The sequence below is a fragment of the Enteractinococcus helveticum genome (assembly GCF_020742345.1).
GTDB lineage: Bacteria > Actinomycetota > Actinomycetes > Actinomycetales > Micrococcaceae > Yaniella > Yaniella helvetica_A.
The window spans coordinates 1-19,989 of sequence record NZ_DYXC01000125.1; the positions used below are offsets into that span (position 1 = coordinate 1).

At 56.0% G+C, this 19,989-nt stretch carries 18 protein-coding genes; 7 read left to right on the forward strand and 11 right to left on the reverse strand.

Features of this window, described 5'->3' with window-relative positions; all coding sequences use genetic code 11:
- Positions 1-862: 862 nt before the first annotated feature.
- The 4 genes from pstB to K8V32_RS10970 all read right to left on the reverse strand — a co-directional run bounded on the left by pstB (position 863) and on the right by K8V32_RS10970 (position 5,068).
- Positions 863-1,642 (reverse strand): phosphate ABC transporter ATP-binding protein PstB, encoded by a 780-nt coding sequence (gene pstB, locus K8V32_RS10955; protein WP_303907188.1) that lies wholly within the window; start codon positions 1,640-1,642, stop codon positions 863-865.
- 38 nt (positions 1,643-1,680) lie between these two features.
- On the reverse strand, positions 1,681-2,826 hold the full coding sequence (gene pstA, locus K8V32_RS10960; protein ID WP_303907325.1) for a phosphate ABC transporter permease PstA: 1,146 nt from the start codon (positions 2,824-2,826) through the stop codon (positions 1,681-1,683).
- Between the two features lie 83 nt (positions 2,827-2,909).
- Positions 2,910-3,908 carry a phosphate ABC transporter permease subunit PstC gene (gene pstC, locus K8V32_RS10965; protein WP_524536735.1) on the reverse strand — a complete coding sequence of 333 codons (999 nt, stop codon included), beginning with the start codon at positions 3,906-3,908 and terminating at the stop codon, positions 2,910-2,912.
- A gap of 62 nt (positions 3,909-3,970) precedes the next feature.
- Positions 3,971-5,068, reverse strand: coding sequence for a phosphate ABC transporter substrate-binding protein PstS (locus K8V32_RS10970; RefSeq protein WP_303907195.1), 1,098 nt, complete (start codon positions 5,066-5,068; stop codon positions 3,971-3,973).
- 192 nt (positions 5,069-5,260) lie between these two features.
- On the opposite strand from K8V32_RS10970, the gene K8V32_RS10975 reads away from it, so the two are divergent.
- Positions 5,261-6,433, forward strand: a complete 1,173-nt coding sequence (locus K8V32_RS10975) for an FUSC family protein (protein WP_303907198.1) — start codon at positions 5,261-5,263, stop codon at positions 6,431-6,433.
- A gap of 39 nt (positions 6,434-6,472) precedes the next feature.
- The gene (gene radA / locus K8V32_RS10980; RefSeq protein ID WP_303907200.1) at positions 6,473-7,942 is read left to right on the forward strand and encodes a DNA repair protein RadA; all 1,470 of its coding nucleotides are present in this window, start codon (positions 6,473-6,475) and stop codon (positions 7,940-7,942) included.
- Here the strand turns inward: radA and K8V32_RS10985 are convergent.
- Positions 7,939-8,592: a hypothetical protein gene (locus K8V32_RS10985; RefSeq protein ID WP_303907203.1), complete on the reverse strand. Its 654-nt coding sequence runs from the start codon at positions 8,590-8,592 to the stop codon at positions 7,939-7,941. The genes radA and K8V32_RS10985 overlap by 4 nt on opposite strands.
- Before the next feature lie 57 nt (positions 8,593-8,649).
- On the opposite strand from K8V32_RS10985, the gene K8V32_RS10990 reads away from it, so the two are divergent.
- Positions 8,650-9,600 (forward strand): iron-sulfur binding domain-containing protein, encoded by a 951-nt coding sequence (locus K8V32_RS10990; RefSeq protein ID WP_303907207.1) that lies wholly within the window; start codon positions 8,650-8,652, stop codon positions 9,598-9,600.
- A 2-nt stretch (positions 9,601-9,602) separates the two neighbouring features.
- Here K8V32_RS10990 and K8V32_RS10995 read toward each other — a convergent pair whose 3' ends face one another.
- A complete protein-coding gene (locus K8V32_RS10995; protein ID WP_303907211.1) occupies positions 9,603-9,875 on the reverse strand; it encodes a MarR family winged helix-turn-helix transcriptional regulator in 273 nt (90 codons plus the stop codon).
- Positions 9,876-9,901: 26 nt separating this feature from the next.
- Complete coding sequence (locus tag K8V32_RS11000) at positions 9,902-10,420, reverse strand: amino-acid N-acetyltransferase (protein WP_303907213.1); 519 nt, start codon at positions 10,418-10,420, stop codon at positions 9,902-9,904.
- Positions 10,421-10,571: 151 nt separating this feature from the next.
- Between K8V32_RS11000 and K8V32_RS11005 the strand changes: the two genes are divergently transcribed.
- From K8V32_RS11005 to K8V32_RS11015, 3 genes are read left to right on the forward strand one after another with little or no spacing between them, the layout of a single operon-like run.
- The gene (locus tag K8V32_RS11005; protein WP_303907215.1) at positions 10,572-11,075 is read left to right on the forward strand and encodes a low molecular weight protein-tyrosine-phosphatase; all 504 of its coding nucleotides are present in this window, start codon (positions 10,572-10,574) and stop codon (positions 11,073-11,075) included.
- Entirely contained in the window at positions 11,072-11,887 is an 816-nt protein-coding gene (locus K8V32_RS11010; RefSeq protein WP_303907218.1) for a fructosamine kinase family protein, read from the forward strand. Before K8V32_RS11005 ends, K8V32_RS11010 begins: the two co-directional genes overlap by 4 nt.
- Positions 11,888-11,894: 7 nt before the next feature.
- Positions 11,895-12,683, forward strand: a complete 789-nt coding sequence (locus K8V32_RS11015; protein WP_303907221.1) for an alpha/beta fold hydrolase — start codon at positions 11,895-11,897, stop codon at positions 12,681-12,683.
- 108 nt (positions 12,684-12,791) lie between these two features.
- Here the strand turns inward: K8V32_RS11015 and K8V32_RS11020 are convergent, their stop codons facing one another.
- The 4 genes from K8V32_RS11020 to K8V32_RS11035 all read right to left on the reverse strand — a co-directional run bounded on the left by K8V32_RS11020 (position 12,792) and on the right by K8V32_RS11035 (position 18,301).
- On the reverse strand, positions 12,792-15,326 hold the full coding sequence (locus K8V32_RS11020) for an ATP-dependent Clp protease ATP-binding subunit (RefSeq protein ID WP_303907224.1): 2,535 nt from the start codon (positions 15,324-15,326) through the stop codon (positions 12,792-12,794).
- A gap of 213 nt (positions 15,327-15,539) precedes the next feature.
- Positions 15,540-15,752, reverse strand: coding sequence for a hypothetical protein (locus K8V32_RS11025; RefSeq protein WP_303907227.1), 213 nt, complete (start codon positions 15,750-15,752; stop codon positions 15,540-15,542).
- A gap of 9 nt (positions 15,753-15,761) precedes the next feature.
- Positions 15,762-17,309 (reverse strand): lysine--tRNA ligase, encoded by a 1,548-nt coding sequence (gene lysS / locus K8V32_RS11030; protein ID WP_303907230.1) that lies wholly within the window; start codon positions 17,307-17,309, stop codon positions 15,762-15,764.
- Positions 17,310-17,383: 74 nt separating this feature from the next.
- Positions 17,384-18,301 carry a LysR family transcriptional regulator gene (locus K8V32_RS11035; RefSeq protein ID WP_303907233.1) on the reverse strand — a complete coding sequence of 306 codons (918 nt, stop codon included), beginning with the start codon at positions 18,299-18,301 and terminating at the stop codon, positions 17,384-17,386.
- A 109-nt stretch (positions 18,302-18,410) separates the two neighbouring features.
- On the opposite strand from K8V32_RS11035, the gene gabT reads away from it, so the two are divergent.
- Complete coding sequence (gabT, locus tag K8V32_RS11040; RefSeq protein ID WP_303907236.1) at positions 18,411-19,766, forward strand: 4-aminobutyrate--2-oxoglutarate transaminase; 1,356 nt, start codon at positions 18,411-18,413, stop codon at positions 19,764-19,766.
- Positions 19,767-19,989: the final 223 nt, after the last annotated feature.

The following is a 19,989-nucleotide window of genomic DNA, read 5'->3' on the forward strand; positions in this document are numbered from 1 at the left end:
GATCGCCTCAGTTTCGACAGTGAGGAGGTCAATTTATAGAGTGACGACGCCAGTTTATACAGTGAGGACGTCACTTTGTTCAGTGACAGCGTCAGTTTATACACTGAGGCCATCACTTTATACAGTGAGGACGTCACTTTATACAGTGATGACCCAAACTTCTCGAGTGAGGAAGCAACTTGCTACACGGGTAAGGCAGGCCGCGGCGTGCTCATGTCTTCGGCTTCCGGGAGGGCCTGACAATCACGAATATGTGTCAGCACAAGGTGCACATAAATCTTGCAATGTGCCCTCGGCCCAGCTGACGGTGGGGATTTACGACCGTAACTTCTTGGCCTGTAGTGGCCGCGTATCTTTGACTTTGTGCTGTTGGTCGAAATCGCATTGAAAGCCAGCTCTCTTATACCGCGAGTTGCCCGAAAGGTCAATGAAAACGGCGAAATAATGCGGAATTGACCGCCATGTGAACGTCTCTTGCTTATCTCTGCGTTAGCCAGATAGAGTGACTTACAGATGTCGGGTTGCGGTACCCCCGGGCTCCAAATCATTAGCCGCTTCGAGCGGCCACACGCCGTGAGGCGTGCCCGGCCCGGCATCGTAAGCTTGAGCATCCCGGCCTGTTCGCAGGCCGGGATTTCGCATTCCTAAGTGGGCCAGTCAATGCGAACCATACACACTTTTTGCGCCATTGATCAAGCGATTCCACTGATGATTAACTCCAGTGTGCTCGTCCCCACAGCAATGATAGGTCAGGACTTTGAACGGGATGAATTATGCGGTGACAAACTCTGTGCTAAAACACTGATGCGGCGAGGTTCTTTGAAGTAAAGAACCTCACCGCATCGGTGGTTGCTGGCGTGTTTTAGCCGAAGCGTCCAGAAATATAGGCTTCAGTCTGCTCGTTGGATGGGTTATTAAAGATGGTGGTGGTGTCGTCGTATTCGATGAGCATGCCTGGTTCACCGATGGCCTGCAGGTTGAAGAACGCCGTCTTATCGGCGACACGTGCAGCCTGCTGCATGTTGTGGGTGACGATGACGACGGTGTAGTCCTCTTTCAGTTCGTGAATGAGGTCTTCAATCGCCAGGGTTGAGATTGGGTCCAGCGCGGAAGCTGGCTCATCCATAAGGATGACTTCTGGTTCGATGGCAATTGTGCGGGCGATGCACAGGCGCTGCTGCTGACCACCCGACAGGCCACCACCTGGACGATCCAGGCGGTCCTTGACTTCGTTCCACAGGTTGGCACCGGTCAGGGAACGCTCTAGGATCGCTTCGGACTCTGATTTCGACAGGCGGATGCCGTTGAGCTGATAACCGGCCAACACGTTTTCACGGATCGACATGGTTGGGAAAGGGTTCGGGCGCTGAAAAACCATGCCCACGGTTGACCGGACACGAACCGGATCGACGTCGGAGGAGTTGATGTTTTCGTCGTCCAACAGGATCTGGCCTTCGGCGCGAGCACCCGGAGTGACTTCGTGCATGCGGTTCAGCGTGCGCAGGAAAGTGGTTTTGCCACAGCCAGATGGGCCGATAAAAGCGGTCACGGAACGTGGCGCAATTTTGATGCTGACGTCTTTGACGGCCAAGAAATCGCCGTAGTAGCAATTGAGATCGATGGCTTCGATACTTTTTGCCATGAGAATCTTTCCTTTAGTTGAGTAACCCAGAACCGAGCTTATTTGCCGGTCTTGGGTGCGAAGTATTTAGCGATTGCACGGGCGGCGAGGTTCAGGCCCATGACGATGACGATCAGCACGAGGGCACCCGCCCAGGCACGTGCCATTGATGGGTCACCTGCAGCCGGTGCGGTTGGGTTGACCAGCTGGCGGTAAATGTACACCGGCAGGGCGGTCATCCACTCGGAGAACGGGTTCCAGTTGGTTGTTGCCGCATAGCCTGCGGTTACCAGGATCGGTGCGGTTTCACCGGTTACCCGGGCAATGGCCAGAGTGACTCCGGATGCGATACCCGACATTGCGGTCGGCAGTACGACTTTCATGATGGTGCGCCATTTACGCACGCCCAGGGCGTAGGATGCTTCGCGCAGTTCATCGGCGACCACCGAGAGCATTTCTTCTGTGGATCGAACGACAACCGGGATCATCAACACGCTCAGTGCCAGTGCTGCAGCAAAGCCGGTTTTGACCGATTGCAGTGCCTGTGGGGAATCGCCGACGATCAGTTCAATGAGCAAGCTCAGACCAGCAAAGGCGAACAGACCGGCAACAATCGAGGGGATACCGGTCATAACGTCGACGAAGAAGCGGATTGCGCGGGAGAAAACGTTTCGGTTGGAGTATTCGACCAGATAAATCGAGGCGAATAGGCCGACCGGAATCGAAATGACACTGGCAAGGATCGTGATCATCACGGTGCCGACCAGGCCGTGCAGAATACCGCCTTGTAGTGGGGCACCGTCAGTCTGGGTGGCGATGTCGTCTGCACCCACTACGCCCTGCATGTCTGTGGTCAACAGCCCTGGGTGGGCTATCAGGGTGGGGAGACCTTCGGATACCACAGACCAAATGACGGAGATCAGTGGGATCAGTGCAATGAGGAATGCAGTCCAGATTAGGTGACGCCAGAATTCGTCTATGGCTTTCAGTCGATCTTCCATGATTCGGCTGGCAATATACATCGATGCGATGTATAGCAGGCCCGCGATGAGGACGAAGCCAATGATGCTGAAAGTTTCAAACAGCAGCATGGTCATAATGGCCGAAACCAGCAGAGACCCGGCAGCTGCAACCATCCAGGTCCAAGATGGTTTCCGGTTGGCGGTCAGGGAGTCCAACCGGGATTTGTGAGTTTTTGGCGTCATCTCTTGTGGTTTCTTTTCGCCGTTCGGGTCCTGTGATGGCGGGACTGGGGTCGTGACTTTGGTACGCGAATGAATTTGGGAGCTCATGACATCCCCTCAGCTTTCTTCGCGTGACTGTTGACGATCGCCCTTGCGATGACGTTGACGATTAGGGTGATCACAAACAGCATCAGTCCCGCTGCAATCAGTTCGGACTGTCGTTGACCGAAGGCTTCTGGGAAGTTTAGTGCAATTTCCGATGGAATTGTTGCGTTGACCCCCGAGGTGAGCAGCGACCAGGAGAAAGCACCTGGGGACAGCACCATGGTCACGGCCATGGTTTCACCGAGTGCGCGTCCAAGGGCGAGCATGATCGAGGAGATAATGCCGGCACGAGCAAAAGGGAAAACGGTCATTTTGATCATTTCCCAACGAGTCGCACCAAGGCCAAGTGCTGCTTCTTCCTGCAGATGTGGCACTTGAAGGAAGATTTCGCGGCACAGGGCGGTCATGATCGGCAAGACCATAACGGCAAGAACAACGCCGGAGGTCATAATGGTTCGACCGGTGGTCGATGGGTCACCGGCGAATAGTGGGATGAATCCTAAGTTGTTGTGCAACCACTGGTATAGGGGCACCATGAGCGGTGCCAGTACGAGCATGCCCCAGGCACCGTAGACAACGGAGGGGATAGCGGCCAGCAGGTCGATAATATACCCGATGGTGTTAGCGAAGCGACGTGGCGCGTAGTGGCTGATGAACAGTGAAACGCCTATGGCGATTGGGGTAGCCAGTAAGAGTGCGATGGCGGAGACAATGATCGTTCCGGCCATGAGTGGCCAGACATAAGACCAGAAATCTATAGCCTCGTCAGCACCCGGACCGAAAGTATCGGGAGCAATAGCCGGCAGGGATCGTATCAGCAGGAAGAGGGCCACGAAAGCCAGCACGACCAGAATGATCACGCCGCCGGTCCACGACATGCCTTTGAAGACTTTATCCCCCACCGCGGAAGTGGTATTACGCGCTGGTGGCTTGGTGCGCGGGGATGTGGTTGTCACGTTGTACTCCTGTAACGTTTTATGAATAAAAGTGTCTTTCATGCCAATACCACCGCCTGTGGTGCCAAGCGGTGGTATCAGCTACTGAAAGCTAATTTCCTGGCTTAGCCAGCAACAGTAATCGCATCGATGCGCTCGGTAGCTTCGCTGCGAATAGTCTCCGAGATTGGTGCGGAACCGGCTGATTCTTCAGCAGCGGCCTGACCGTCTTCGGAAATGACGTAGTTCCCAAAGGCCTTGACCTGGTTTACCATTTCTTCGTTATCGTAAGTGTCACAGAAAATGTGGTAGGAGATCATGACGATCGGGTAGACACCCTCTTCTTCGGTGCTGCGATCGAGGATGCGAGCACCTTCAGCCTCTGGGTCTTCTTCGGCGGTTTCAACAGCTGAAGCTGCTGCTTCAGCCGAGTACTCGACGTAGTCGTCACCAACACCAACAGCAATTGTGGACAGGTCACCGATCTGGGAGGCATCCGCATAGGTGATGGCCCCCTCGGTGTCAGTGGTCAAGGAAACAACACCAGAAGTCTGCTGTGCAGATTCACCGGTGAGTTCTTCTGGCCATGCATCGGCAGCTTCCCATGTCCAAACATCGCCTGCTGCACCGTTGAGGTAGTCAGTGAAGTTTTCGGTGGTACCGGAGTCATCGGAGCGGTGAACAACGGTGATATCGGTTGCTGGCAGTTCTACGCCTTCGTTCTGCTCAGCGATTTCTGCATCGTCCCAGGAGGTGATTTCGCCTGCAAATACCTTGGCGATGGTTTCTGGGTTCATGTTCAGAGTGTCGACACCTTCGAGGTTGAAGGCCACAGCAACTGGTGAGATGTAGGAAGGTACGTGGAATACGTTACCGGAACCGCATGCCTGCTCTTGTTCTTCGGCGTCCATCGCTGAGTCAGAGCCCGCAAAAGTATACTGGCCGGCGATGAAGCCTTCACGACCAGAGCCGGAGCCAACCGGGTCGTATTGCACAGTCAGATCTGGGTGAGCTTCGGTGATACCGGAGGTCCAAGCAGTCATGGCGGCTTCCTGCGATGAGGCGCCACCACCGATCAGGTTCCCCGATACTTCGGCCGAGGCCTGTTCACCGGAGTCACCACCGGCATTTTCATCAGCAGAGTCGTCAGACGAGCAAGCTGCCAGAGCCAGAGCGGCTACGGATGCGATAGCAGCGGAGCGGTAAAAACGAGAAAACTTCACTGGTGTTTTCCTCTTTCGAGATTGTCGTGAGTCAGTACGTTGGGCCGGAAGGATTTTTGGCTTGGTGGCCCGACTACTCACAGAAGCTACGCAGACTAGGTAACCTGCTGGCTGTCGAAAGATGAACGGAGGGTTAACGTTTAGCAGCGCCGCGTTTTTCACCATTTTTCATTCAACTCGTAGGATATGAGCATGGCTGAACGCATGCATACAACCCCGTTACCGGTAACCCCGGAACCCAGTGGTTGGCAGAAGGTCAAAAAATTCTTCTCCTCAAGATTCCGCTCGGGTGCATGGCGAGCCCGAAAAGCACTCATTCCTGCAGCAACATCGGCCATTGCGGCAGTAGCAGCATATGCTTTCGCGGCCATAATTTTTGGGCATAGCGAGCCGTATTTTGCGGCTACGTCGGCACTAATTTCCCTAGGTTTTGGACGCGACCCCCACATTCGCAAAGCCCTAGAAGTAGCAATCGGTGTGACATTAGGCATACTGGTCGGTGATACGTTACAGGCCTTACTTGGACAGGGCTATTGGCAAGGCGTCATCGTAGTCTTTGTCACGATTATCCTCGCCCGTTTCATCGATGCTGGAGTCATCTTTACCACCCAGATGTCCATCCAGGCGGTGCTGGTGGTGCTATTGCCCATTCCCATCGAGGGCCCACTGAGCCGTTCGGTGGATGCCGTTATCGGTGGGGTCATCGCTATTGCGATCACTATGCTGATGCCGGTGTCATTTCGAAAAGAAGCTGTCGCGGGGATGCGCGAATTATTCACTTCCATCACCGCAACGCTGCGAGAATTATCCAGTGCTCTAGAAGAACAAGACTCCCGCAGCAGCTGGGTAGCGCTCATTGAGGCCCGCGGGCTACAGTCTAAAATTGATTCGGTTCGTGCAGAGTTATCCCGGGCCGATCAGACTGCCACGTACTCCCCTACGCAACGTTCAGCCCGTCAAGATCTTCAAGAAATGTCGCGCACCTTGGAAAAGACAGACCTTGCAGTCCGTTCGCTACGCATCATTGCTCGGCGGGTGATTACGGTAATCGATGAGTTCGATACCAAGAGCCCAAAAGGCGACGATTTACAACGTATGTCCGCGTGGTTTTCTGACGCCGCTGATGCGATAGGTATTCTTGGACGCTCTGTTGCTGAACCGGTGGCTCCGGGACGACACCGATCGTTATCCGTGGCGCGAAATGCGTTGGGAGCGGCAACCACAAAACTTACCCCGCACAATTTAGGGGCCAACACCCTACACGGTGAGGCTTTAGTGATGATGTGCCGACCGATGATGGTCGATTTCATTGAGGCCACCGGCTCGGATCATCACGAAGCGTCCAACTATCTGCCCAACGTATAGTTCCTTTATCGTGTCCCTGCCAGCCAGTAGGCTAGCGGCATGGCGAAATCACAGACCAAACTGGCCTATAAGTGTTCCGAATGCGGTTGGATGACCGCAAAATGGACGGGACGCTGCGGCGAATGCCAAGCGTGGGGCACCATTGAAGAAGCCGGGGTTACCCCGGCCACCACACGTACCCCGTCAGCTCAGGTGGCCGTGGACGAGCTGGCCCAGCCCATTACCGAAGTTGATGCCTCCCACGCTGAGAGTTTTCCGACTGGAGTCTCAGAATTCGACCGTGTGCTCGGCTCCGGCTTGGTCCCGGGTGCTGTCATCCTGCTGGCCGGTGAGCCAGGTATCGGCAAGTCCACGATGGCCCTGGATATCGCCGGACATGTTGCCGCAACCCGAACCGCCGAAGGCAAACAGCGCAAAACACTGTATCTGACCGGTGAAGAATCTGCCGCCCAAGTACGTGTGCGGGCCGAACGCATCGGCGCGCTACACAACAACCTGATGCTGGGTGCAGAAACAGATCTTGGCCAGGTATTAGGCCAGATCGAACAGATTCTGCCGGATTTTATGGTCATCGACTCGGTGCAGACCATACAATCATCGGCCATTGATGGCACACCCGGCGGACGAATGCAGATCCAAGAAGTTACCGCCAGCATTATTCGGTTGGCCAAACGCCACAATATCGCCACCATTCTGGTTGGCCACGTAACCAAAGAAGGCAGCATTGCCGGACCGCGCACCATGGAACACCTCGTCGACGTCGTCTGCCAATTTCAGGGTGACCGCCACTCCCAGCTGCGTTTTATTCGCTCGGTCAAAAACCGTTACGGTTCCACCGACGAGGTCGGCTGTTTTTCCATGCGCGATTCCGGTATCGAATCAATCGATGACCCCTCCGGGCTATTTATCAACACCTTTGCCACCCCGGCGCCCGGTACGGCAATCACCGTGGCAATGGATGGGCACCGCCCACTGATGACTGAAGTCCAAGCGCTAGTGTCCACCAGTGGCGGCGGCTCACCGCGACGCGTAGTGACCGGGCTAGTCCAGTCCCGCCTCAATACGGTCGTGGCCATCTTGTCACGGCATTTCAAAATCGATATGACCAACCAGGACGTCTACGCCTCCACAGTCGGGGGCATAACCGTGCACGAACCAGCCGCCGACCTCTCCCTGGCTGCCGCCATCTTATCGTCGCGCAGTGACACCCCACTCCCCCGCAGCACAGTGGTGATCGGCGAGATTTCACTAGCCGGCGAACTCCGCCCGGTAACCGGTATGGAACGCCGCCTCAAAGAAGCCTTCCGACTGGGATTCAAACACGCCATCGTGCCAAAAGAAAACGAACTAACCACCCCGCAAGGCATGCGTGTAGTCCAAACCGATTCGCTAGGTGACGCCATGACCGCTCTCTTCGACCCGGCCTTCCGGCCACCACCGCGACCATCAGCCAGTCAGAAACTCGCCGACGTCATCAAACTCAGTCCCGACGACGTGTGGGAAAACTAGTCCCCTTCAAGGACGAACCTAACCGGCTCAGCCTCGCGCTCCCCCATGGCAACAACCAACTGATACTCACCGGGCTCAACATCCTCAACGATCGTCTCACAGCCCTCATCGGTACCAACTCGCTCCCACTCGAAACTGACCTCTTCAGACTGACCCGGTTCCATCTCCACAACCTGCTCCTGCGGATCCACCTGGCAGGCGCGCGTAGAGAACACAAACTCACCATCAGCATCCGCAACCACAAAACTCTGCTGATCCGAGCCCAGAGAAGCATCACACAGCACATCACCATCATGCGTAACCGTCAACGTAAACTCCGGGATCTCATCAGGACCATATGATTCCTGATCAGTACCACCGGTAACCGTCAGCATCTGTGGATCACAGGCAACAACACCCTGCCCGTCATCACCCCCACCAGATTCCTCCGGCGACGGCGAAACGGTATCAGTAACCGTAGGCTGCGGCTGGGAAACCGCCTGATCGTCGTCACCAGGCAAGAACAAACCAATCAAAGCCCAAATGCCCCAACCGATCAGGCCAAGAAGAATGCACAAAATAATCACCGCAACAATGCGCCGACGGCGCAAAATATGCGGTGGAATCTTACGAGGACGTGGCTGCTGCGGGGGAAGTTGCTGATCAGACATAATCCCAAGTTTAGCCATGGACACTAACAAAATGCGCCTGGCACTACCATGGTGTCCATGTCATCTGCCACCCACCAACTCAACGACACCCACATACACCAGGTGCGCACCCGCATTCTCGACTGGTACACGCAAAACGCCCGAAAACTGCCCTGGAGACAACCAGACACCACCGCCTGGGGCGTACTAGTCTCCGAGGTGATGCTGCAACAAACCCAGGTTTCACGAGTATGGGAGCCCTGGTTGGCCTGGATGCAACGCTGGCCGGGCCCGGCCCAACTCGCCGCAGCGGAACCGGCCGATGTGTTAATCATGTGGGGACGGCTGGGCTACCCGCGCCGGGCGCTGCGACTACACGAAACAGCCAAAGCGGTAGTCGAACACCATGACGGCGTACTACCCGCCGATCCCGAAAAACTCATAGCCCTGCCAGGCATTGGGGAATACACAGCAGCCGCCGTCTCCTCATTCGCATTTGGGATACCGGAAGTCGTGATTGATACCAACGTGCGCCGGGTGCACGCCAGAATATTTACTGGCGACGGTGCCGCCGCCCCAAGCCTGACCGCAGCCGAACGCCGACTGGCCGCCGCGCTGATGCCCGATACCACAACGCAACACGGTATTGACCAAGCCAACACCTGGAATGTGGCCACCATGGAACTGGGCGCGCTAATTTGCACTGCGCGGGCACCCAAATGCCAACAATGCCCAGTAATGCATCAGTGCGCCTGGGTTACAGCCGGTAAGCCAGCGCCTACCACCGTGGCTAAGACCCAGTCGTGGAATGGGTCAGACCGGCAAGTCCGCGGGGCAATAATGGGTGTGCTGCGCGCTCAAGGAGCCATCGACGTCGTACGCTTACAAGCTACCGTGGAGGCAACCGGCCGACTCGGTCGACATATTCCCGAAGATGCGCAATGGAATCGTGCCCTCAACGGGTTAATTGCTGACGGGTTAGCAACCCTAAAAAATGAGGTTCTAACCCTGCCGAGCACCGAAAACTGAAATTATTGGCTACGCTGCATGACTTTGGCTACCGCACGGACACCCTGCACCAGAGCAGCCAAATCTGCTACAGCCAACTTGTCAAGCTGAGCATATTCAAGCTCCTGATGAGAACTCATCAGCTTACGAATCGTCCCACGACCCAATGACGTGGCCAGGACCCGGCGGACCCGTTGATCATGGGGATCAGGAACGCGCTTGACCATATGCTGGTTTTCCAACCGCTCCACAATCCCCGACATGGTAGCCAAACAAACATCCAGAAGCTGTGCCAACTGAGGGATCATCGCTCCCGAGCGCGTTAGCTGCGGCGATTATCCAGATCAATAATCATGCGCGTGTTGCCCAACGTGTTGGGTTTTACGCGAGCCAGATCGAGGAATTCTGCAATTCCTTCATCTGGGGAACGCAGCAATTGATTGAACACCTCAGGGTCCAGCACTGACTGGTCTTCCATGATTTCAAATCCATGGCGTTGGAAAAATGAGGTCTCAAAAGTCAGACAAAAAACGTGCTGGACGCCCAGATCCTCGGCCTTGTCTAACAGTGCGTTGAGGACCACGCCACCGACACCGCGGCCCTGGTGCTCATCGGCGGTGGCTAAGGTACGAACTTCTGCCAGGTGCTCCCACATCACGTGGAGCGCACCAAACCCCAGAATTTCGTCGTCGGTATTTTCTGCAACCAGAAACTCTTGAACCGCCTCGTAATAGGAGACCTTGTCTTTATCTAACAGCACGCGCTCGGTTGCAAGTGGTTGAACCATTGAACGAATGATCGAAATATCAGAGGTCCGGGCCGGGCGGATACGAATGTCCATTCCACCCACTGTACTGGTTGTCCGTATTTGTCAGCGAACCGATGCAAAATCTCTCCGTCCTCAGCACAATTCGGGTCAACAACTTCGCCGGTTGCCGACATCTGGGCACATAGATGGCAAAACCTGATGTCAGACCGGGACAATGGGAGGTATGAAGATTTTGACTGTTTGTCTTGGAAATATCTGCCGGTCCCCTGCTGCCGAGTCTGTGCTAATCCATGAGTTGTCCAAAGCTGGCATCGACGCCGACGTGCGCTCTGCAGGTACATCCGACTATCACATTGGACAAGACGCTCACCATTTGACTCGCAAAGTTGGCACCGAACGTGGATATGAGTTCAGCTCTGTGGCAGCGCAAATCACCGCGCAACACATTGACGAAGTCGACTTGGTACTAGCCATGGATGATTCCAACCTGAAAAATATTCTCGCCCTGACCAAAAACGGTGACCAGCGCGCCAAGATCGTACGTTTTGGCGCCTTCGCCTCCACGGTCGAATCAGACGGCATTGCCAACGTTCCCGACCCGTATGGCTATCCAGAGGATGCTTTCATCGCCATGTATGACCAAATTGAAGACGCCGCGCGTGGTCTCGTCCAAGCTGTTCAGGAAAACAGTCTGGCAACCGTTCTGCAACGCTACGGCGGCAAATGAGCCCAACCGGTAGGACCTCGATCATTCGCCTTGACGATGGCACTGCGGCTTTCCGTAAAGCACTGACCGGCGCGCCCGAAGGGTTCTTTGCTTTTGAGGCCGCCGGACTACAAGCCCTGGCCGCACTGGGTGCCAGAGTGCCCAGGGTCTTTGAGGTGACCGCCGACCAGCTGATTCTTGAACTCATTGACACCAGTGGGCCAGCACAAACAACCACTGATACGGAGGCTGAGTTCGGTCAACAACTGGCTCAGCTTCATTTGGCCGGTCAGCGCTCGGCTGTACCGGGACAACAATTCGGTACGCTGGATGGTGTTTCGCACTGGTTTTTAGGTGCTGTACCGATCGATTTGCAACCGGCGTCAACATTATATGAGTCGTTGGTTCTCAACCGTATCCTGCCGCTAACACAGCAGGCGATACGCACCGGACTCCTGGCAGCTGAGGCTGCTGAACTGGTAAACGCTATTCGACCGCACCATCTTGGTCCTGAAGAACCCCCGACCGTGGTGCACGGAGATCTCTGGGCCGGAAATCGCGTGATCGATGCTGCGGGTGCGAATTGGCTCGTTGATCCTTCGTGTCATTGGGGTCATCGAGAACAGGACATCGCCATGATGCACCTTTTTGGTGGTTTTGGTCCTGCCGTGATGAGACATTACGAACAGATTTTTCCACTAGCAGCCGGTTGGCAACAACGCATCCCGGTTTTCCAACTGGTGCCACTATTAGTTCACGTGCTGTTATTCGGCTCCGGATACGCTGCATCGACAATGCGAGCACTCCAAGTCACCATTTCTGATCGTTCCTAGGAGGACCATGGCCACCGACACCACAGAATTCCTCGAAGTCAGTTTTGTTGATTCCCAAGACGACTATGGCAGCAACGAGGTGATCGTCTTGGTCCACGGCACCGGCGGAACCACCGACACGCACTACACTCACCTGTATCCGATGTTAGCTCAGTACCATCGCGTCGTTGGGGTGGATTGGACCGATCCAGACACTGAAACCTTGGAGACCCAACAACTGGTGGATCAGGTTCTTGGTGTTATTGACCAATTACGTCTGCATGAGCATCGGATCACCCTGGTCGGTTACTCACTCGGGGCGGTCATTGCATCTTTGGTTGCCGCACAACAGCCGCAGCTGATCAGCAACCTGGTGCTTATTTCCGGGTGGGTGAAAACCGATAACCAGCAGCTACTGCGAAACCAGTTGTCGACACGTCTTGCCGAAACAGATCCTGAAGCATTGGCACAGTTTAAAGTACTGGCAGCGTTCAGCGGCACCTACCTTGCCTCCATATCGGATGAGCAGGTAGAGGGCATCGTAGCCAATATGCAGTCCACAACCGCCTTTGATGCCAAGCAGATGGAGCTCAACCGTCGCATTAGCATCGCCGGGGTGCTGGGTCGTATCTCAGCTCACACCCTGGTGGTTGGTTGCCAACAGGACATCATGGTGCCGATCCGCCATCAGCTACAACTTGCCGAAGCAATTGCTGATGCTGAGTTTGTCACCATCGACGCAGGCCACGCCGTCGTATTTGAACGTCCTGCCGAACTCGCCGACCACATCCTCGAAATGGTGGCCCACACAGTGTAGTCGGGGCTCGGACCCGTAGTGCGGCGTCCTAAGACTCTTGGCACAGACGATAAGCGCCGGCACCCTGCTTATAAGAGGATGCCGGCGCTTATCGGTTATTGTATGCGGTTAGCTGTCGCTTCCTGCTTCGATGGCCTCACGTTCTGGTGGGGCTTCGATGGATTCGGTTTTCTTGATGATCTCGAATTCCAAGATGGCGTCCTTGCCCTCACCCGAGGTGGTCACCGCGATGTGTGAGTGCGCTGGGATTTCACCGTAGAGCAGTTTCTCAGACAGTTTGTCTTCGAGCATGTCTTGCACGGTACGGCGCAGCGGGCGGGCACCCATGGATGGGTCGTAACCGCGAGTGGCCAACAGTTCCTTAGCGGCATCGTTGAGTTCGATGCTCAGGTTCTGTTCGGTCAAACGATCCTGCAGGGAGGCCACAAATAGGTCGACAATCTCCACGATCTCGTCTTTGGTGAGCTGTGGGAAGACGATGACGTCGTCCACACGGTTGAGGAACTCCGGACGGAAGTGCTGACGTAGTTCTTCCTGAACGGTAGCCTTCATGCGCTCATAACCGGTCTGGGTGTCTGAGATCGATTGGAAACCGGTCTGCACGCCACGCGAGATATCGCGGGTACCCAGGTTGGTGGTCATAATGATCACGGTGTTCTTGAAGTCCACGACGCGACCCTGCGAGTCGGTCAAACGGCCTTCTTCCAGAATCTGCAGCAGCGAGTTGAACAGGTCCTGGTGGGCTTTTTCAACTTCGTCAAACAGCACAACGGAGAATGGCCGACGACGAACCCGTTCGGTCAGCTGGCCACCTTCTTCGTAGCCAACATAACCCGGAGGGGCACCGAAGAGCCGCGAGACGGTGTGTTTTTCCTGGAATTCTGACATGTCCAGGGTGATCAGGGCTTCTTCGTCACCGAAGAGGAATTCAGCCAAAGTCTTAGCCAATTCGGTCTTCCCAACACCGGTGGGGCCGGCGAAGATGAACGAACCGGTTGGACGGTTTGGATCCTTCAGGCCTGCACGGGTACGACGGATCGCACGCGATAAGGACTTGACGGCCTCGTCCTGACCAATAACGCGACGGTGCAGTTCGTCTTCCATATTGCGCAGCCGCTCGGCTTCGGTCTCCGACAGGCGGAAGACTGGAATACCGGTGGACTTAGACAGCACTTCGGCGATCAGATCTTCGTCAACCTCAGCAATGCCGGTGGCTGCTTCTTCGCGCCATTGGCGTTCCTTGGTATTGCGCTCGTCTTGGAGTTGCTGCTCTTTATCGCGCAGTGAGGCGGCACCTTCGAAGTCTTGGCCGTCAATGGCGGCCTCTTTCTCCTGACGAACCTGTTCGATGCGGGCATCGTATTCTTTGATCTCAGGCGGGGTCGACATGCGCTGGATGCGCAACCGAGCACCAGCCTCATCAATGAGGTCAACAGCCTTATCCGGGAGGAAACGATCCGAAATGTAGCGGTCAGCCATGGTGGCTGCTGCCTGTAGGGCTTCGTCGGTGATCGACACACGGTGGTGTGCCTCGTATCGGTCACGCAGACCGCGCAGAATTTCTACGGTGTCTTCAACTGACGGTTCATCGACCTGAATTGGTTGGAAACGACGTTCCAGGGCCGCATCTTTTTCAATGTGCTTGCGGTATTCGTCCAGGGTGGTTGCACCAATGGTTTGCAGTTCACCACGAGCCAGCATTGGTTTGAGAATCGAGGCGGCATCAATGGCACCTTCTGCGGCACCGGCACCAACCAGGGTGTGGATCTCGTCAATGAACAGGATAATGTCACCGCGGGTGCGGATTTCTTTGAGTACTTTTTTCAGGCGTTCTTCGAAGTCACCACGGTAACGGGAACCTGCAACCAGCGAACCCAGATCCAGGGTGTAGAGCTGCTTGTCTTTTAGCGTCTCTGGGACGTCATTGCGCACAATGGCCTGTGCCAGACCTTCGACGACGGCGGTTTTACCAACACCTGGCTCACCGATCAGCACCGGGTTATTTTTGGTGCGACGGGAAAGCACCTGCATGACGCGTTCCATTTCATCGGAACGGCCAATAACCGGATCTAGTTTGGATTCACGTGCCGCAGCAGTCAGGTTGCGACCAAACTGGTCCAGCACGACCGAACCGGCTGGCTGGCCCTGGCTTTGTCCGGACCCTGAGACGCCGGCGGTTTCTTTGCCTTCTGACTCGCCGGAGCCCTGGTAGCCGGACAGTAGTTGGATAACAGTCTGGCGAACACGGTTCAGGTCAGCACCTAGTTGGACCAGAACCTGGGCGGCAACGCCTTCGCCTTCACGAATCAGACCCAGCAGGATGTGCTCGGTGCCAATGTAGTTGTGACCCAGCTGCAGTGCTTCACGCAGCGATAGTTCTAAAACTTTTTTGGCACGCGGGGTAAATGGTATGTGGCCGGATGGGGCTTGTTGACCCTGGCCGATGATTTCTCGAACCTGTTCGCGCACTGCGCCCAGAGAAACATCAAGGGATTGTAGGGCTTTGGCTGCAACGCCATCACCTTCGTGGATCAGCCCGAGCAGGATGTGCTCGGTACCGATGTACGAGTGGTTGAGCATGCGCGCTTCTTCCTGCGCAAGCACTACGACTCGTCGGGCCCGATCGGTAAATCTTTCAAACATAGGCACGCTCCTTGCTGGCTATAGGTCTGATCGTACTGAGTTATAAATTGTATTGAGACTGCTGTTCACTGCTGGGCGAAGGAAATGTGCCATCTTTTCCCAAAGCTGAGTCTAGTCGACTCAGGGGTAAATTTGCACAAACCGTATCCTTTCAGACAAACGTAATTGGTGGGGTCTAGGATAACCAGGTTTGGCGCCGCGTTATTCCGACAGTTAAAGCTTTTCAATGACCCCGTCGACGTCATCACCACGCTGCTGGGCTTTCTGCGCTTCGGCCCAGGCTTGGGCTTCACGTTCTTCGGCGTCGCGGCGTGCATCACGCTCGCCCGAATCACCGCGGAATAGCGAGCGCATGACCAACCAGAAGATGAAGAACAGCCCAAATGATGGGGCCAGGACTTCGAAGTAATCCATGAATACGTCCACGGTGTCTCCTTAGTCGTCGCCTTCTGGCTTCAGCAGCGGGAACAAAATAGTTTCACGAATTCCAGCTCCCGTCAACAGCATGACCAACCGGTCCACGCCCATACCTAGGCCACCGGTTGGTGGGGCACCATATTCTAGTGCGCGCAGGAAGTCGTGGTCTAACTGCATGGCTTCTTCATCGCCAGCAGCTGCAGCCTCGGACTGAGAGGTCAGACGTTCACGTTGGATAACCGGGTCCACCAGTTCGGAGAATGCGGTGCCAACTTCAAAGCCATCAATAATCAAATCCCAGGCCTCAACCATACGTGAGTCATCACGGTGTGGGCGAGCCAGCGGCTGGGCAGCTTGCGGGTAGTGGTAGATAAAGGTTGGTTGCACCAAGTTTGGCTCAACCAGTTCATCAAACAGTTCCAGCGCCAGTTCCCCAGCGTTGTGATGTTTGGCAGGGTCGATATCAAGGTTATTGGCCTTGGCCAGTGCTAACAGGTCCTGTGCGCTGGTATCCGGGGTAACCTCTTGGCCAACAGCCTCTGAAACGGCCGGATAGAATTCTTTCCAAGCCCACTGCCCATCCAGCACAATGGTCTTGCCCTCTGGGGTGATCAGTTCGCTTTCAACACCGGCGGATTTGGCGGCAGCCAGAATGATTTCGCGAATGCGTTCGGCCATGCCATACATATCCGAATACGCCTCATAGGCTTCCAGCATCGTAAATTCTGGCGAGTGCGTTGAGTCCACACCCTCATTCCGGAAGACCCTACCGATTTCAAAAACTTTATCGATACCGCCTACCACAGCGCGCTTCAAAAACAGCTCGGTGGCAATGCGCAGGGTCATCTTCTGATCAAATGCATTCAGGTGCGTTTCAAATGGTCGAGCCTGGGCGCCACCGTGAATCAACTGCAGAATCGGGGTCTCAACCTCAATAAAGCCCTGATCTTCCAGGGTGCGTCGAATCGCACGGACAACTCCGGCACGTTTGTGCACCATTTCGGCGGCCTCTTGACGCACGATCAGATCCGCATAGCGCTGACGCACCCGGGTCTCATCGGCCAGATCGGCGTGCAATACCGGCAGTGGGCGCAGCGCCTTAGAAGCCATGGTCCAGGTGTCAGCCATAATCGACAATTCACCGCGCTTGGAAGTAATAACCTCACCGGTGATCGCAATATGGTCGCCTAAATCCACCAGATGCTTATAAGCATCCAGCGATTCCTTACCGACCTTGGCCTGTGACAACATGATCTGCAGGCGCGGATGTTCACCGGTCTCGCCGCCTTCCTGCAGTGTGGCAAAGCACAGCTTTCCGGTGTTGCGTTGGAATACGACGCGTCCAGCCACCGAAACCATCTCGCCGGTTTCCGCACCGGGGGCTAAATCCGGGTACTTATTGCGAATCTGAGCCAGCGTATGGGTGCGCTCTACAGCAACCGGATAGGCCTGTTGGCCCGCGTCAAGCAGCTCTTGGCGTTTGGCCTGGCGGACCTTTCGTTGATCTCGCGTGTTCTCAACGGCGTCAACGGTGGTCTTCGTTTCAGAGGTGTTGGTCGTATTCACGCCCTACAGTCTAGCCCCCAGAGGCCGACGACGACGTCGTTATGTCCGGTTTTGGCCCTTTAATCGCCCCTGGCTCACCGTGGCAAACCTGCGCTGGGATCGATCGGCCCCGGGGTGAGTCCCGGATACCGGGCCTGGGCAAATCTGGCCAGGCGCGCGGCGAGTGCTTGGACGTCGTCGTAGGCGTAATGATCAGCCCGCCATCCGGCGTGCAACCACACCGATAAAATCTTGCCATTCGACACAATCTTGGCCGGTTTGAGCCCAAAATAGGCGTCCTCGGTGACAACCGCCACCCCATTGCCGGCCGCCACCAGCGCCTGGGCAACCCGGCCGGATTTCGTTTCGACAATCTGTGGCACCGTCAACCCGGCGACGTCGACGGCACCATCCAGCACGCGACGGGACATAAAGTCCGTGGTCGTCACGACCACCCGGTCTTCGACAAGTTCTTCCAGGGCAATCTCATCTCGCTCAGCCCACGGATGCCCCGGGGCAACATAGGCCCACACCGGTAATTCAACCAGTGCGATGGAGGCGAATTCCTTGGGCGGCGCCGAGGGCATGATCACCAGATCCGCGGTGTTGACGGCTTGTTCCAACGACGCCGCCAGTGGGGTTTCAATCACGTGGGAATGCAACTCGGAGGAATCCAGAGTTGCCACAAACGGGATCACAATGTCGATCAGGGTGGTACCGGGTGCTGCGAAAGTGATTTCGGAGAAACGCCCGGTGGCCAACATGCGAGCAAATGCTTCGGCTTTGCGGATTTCGTTGACAACTTGTTGAGCCACCGGCAGGAATTCCTCCCCGGCGGCAGTCAATGCGACACCCGAATGGTGCGATTGCAGCAGGTCAACTTTCAGGTGGCGCTGCAGTTTTTGTAACTGCCGAGACAGGGCCGGTTGGGTAATATTCAACTGGCCGGCAGCCACCGACACATTCTGTGTTTCCGCCACGGTCAAAAACGCCGTGAGCAACCGTTCATCCATAACGGTTAAGCATACCCACAATGACGAGAATCTATTGGCCGAACATAGCCGGGATGTTCGATAATGATACTGATCCCTATTCGTATTTGAATCCCCAAAGGACTCCGTTATGACGCGTGAACCACTGGAACAGTCTCGCAAACTCCTCACCGAACTGCCCGGACCCAAAGCCCGCCAGCTGCGTGAACACCTGGAAACCTACGTTCCCAAGGCTGTCAGCCCCTCAACCCCGGCATTTGTAACCCGCGCCGAGGGCGGCATTGTTGAAGACGTCGACGGCAACCGGCTGATTGATCTAGGCTCCGGTATTGCGGTGACCACCGTGGGTGCTTCACATCCAAAAGTTGTCGAAGCCGTCAAAGCACAGGTGGAGAACTTCACCCACACCTGCTTTATGGTCACCCCCTATGAGTCCTATGCCCAGCTGGCCCAGAAGCTCGACGAAATCGTCCCAATCTCCGGTCAGACCCGCACCGTGCTGTTGAACTCGGGCGCCGAAGCCGTTGAGAACGCCGTCAAAGTGGCCCGCGCTTACACCGGCAAACAGGCCATTGCCGCATTCGATAACGCCTACCACGGTCGTACCACCTTGACCATGGGCTTGACCGCCAAAAACATGCCGTATAAGGATTCCTTCGGACCATTTGCTTCCGAACTGTACCGAGTGCCCGGCTCCTACCCATTCCGTGACGGTCTGACCGGCGAAGAGGCCGCAGCACGCACCATCGAAGCACTGGAAATCCAGATCGGCGCGAACAACCTGGCCGCCGTGATTATGGAGCCCATTCAGGGTGAAGGTGGCTTCATCGAGCCCGCCGAAGGTTTCCTGGCCAAAGTCATTGAATGGTGCCACGCCAACGGCGTGCTGTTCATTGCCGATGAAGTCCAGACCGGTTTTGTTCGTACCGGCGCCTGGTTCGCCTCCGAAACCCAGGGTATCGAGCCCGACCTAATCACCATGGCCAAAGGTATTGCCGGTGGTATGCCGCTGTCTGCTGTGACCGGGCGCGCCGAACTCATGGATTCCGTGCACGCCGGTGGCCTGGGCGGCACCTACGGCGGGAACCCCGTTGCCGTGGCAGCCGGTCTGGCATCGATTGCCGTGATGGAAGAAGAAAACCTGACCGCAAAAGCTCTACGGATCCAAGAAATCATCACCGAACACTTCGCTGCGGCCCAGCAGGACGACGCCCGCATCGGAGACATCCGTGGCCGCGGTGCCATGATGGCCGTTGAATTCGTCGACCCAGAGACCAAGGCCCCACTGGCCGACCTGGTCAACGAAGTCGCCGTCGCCGCACGCAAACAAGGGGTCATCACCCTGACCGCCGGAACCTACGGCAACGTCCTGCGCTTCCTGCCACCGGTTGTCATTGGCGAAGACCTCCTCAAAGAAGGCCTGAGCGTCATCACCGACATTCTGGCCGAAACACGCACCCAGAACCGCCAGACCATCGACGCCTAAGCCGAAAAGTCACGGTCTAAAGCAATCGACCCGCAAGCTGGCACCCTGTGCCGAGCTTGCGGGTCGATTGCGTTCTGTTCGATAGCGGTGCTTCCTGATGCTGCACCCAGGCAAAGGCCCAAGACCGGAGCGTGCACTTCAGCCGCCCGTTGGTAGGGCCTTGATGTAGCCAAGCCACGGGAGCTGCTCAAGCGAATGGGAAATCAATGCACTACCCAATACG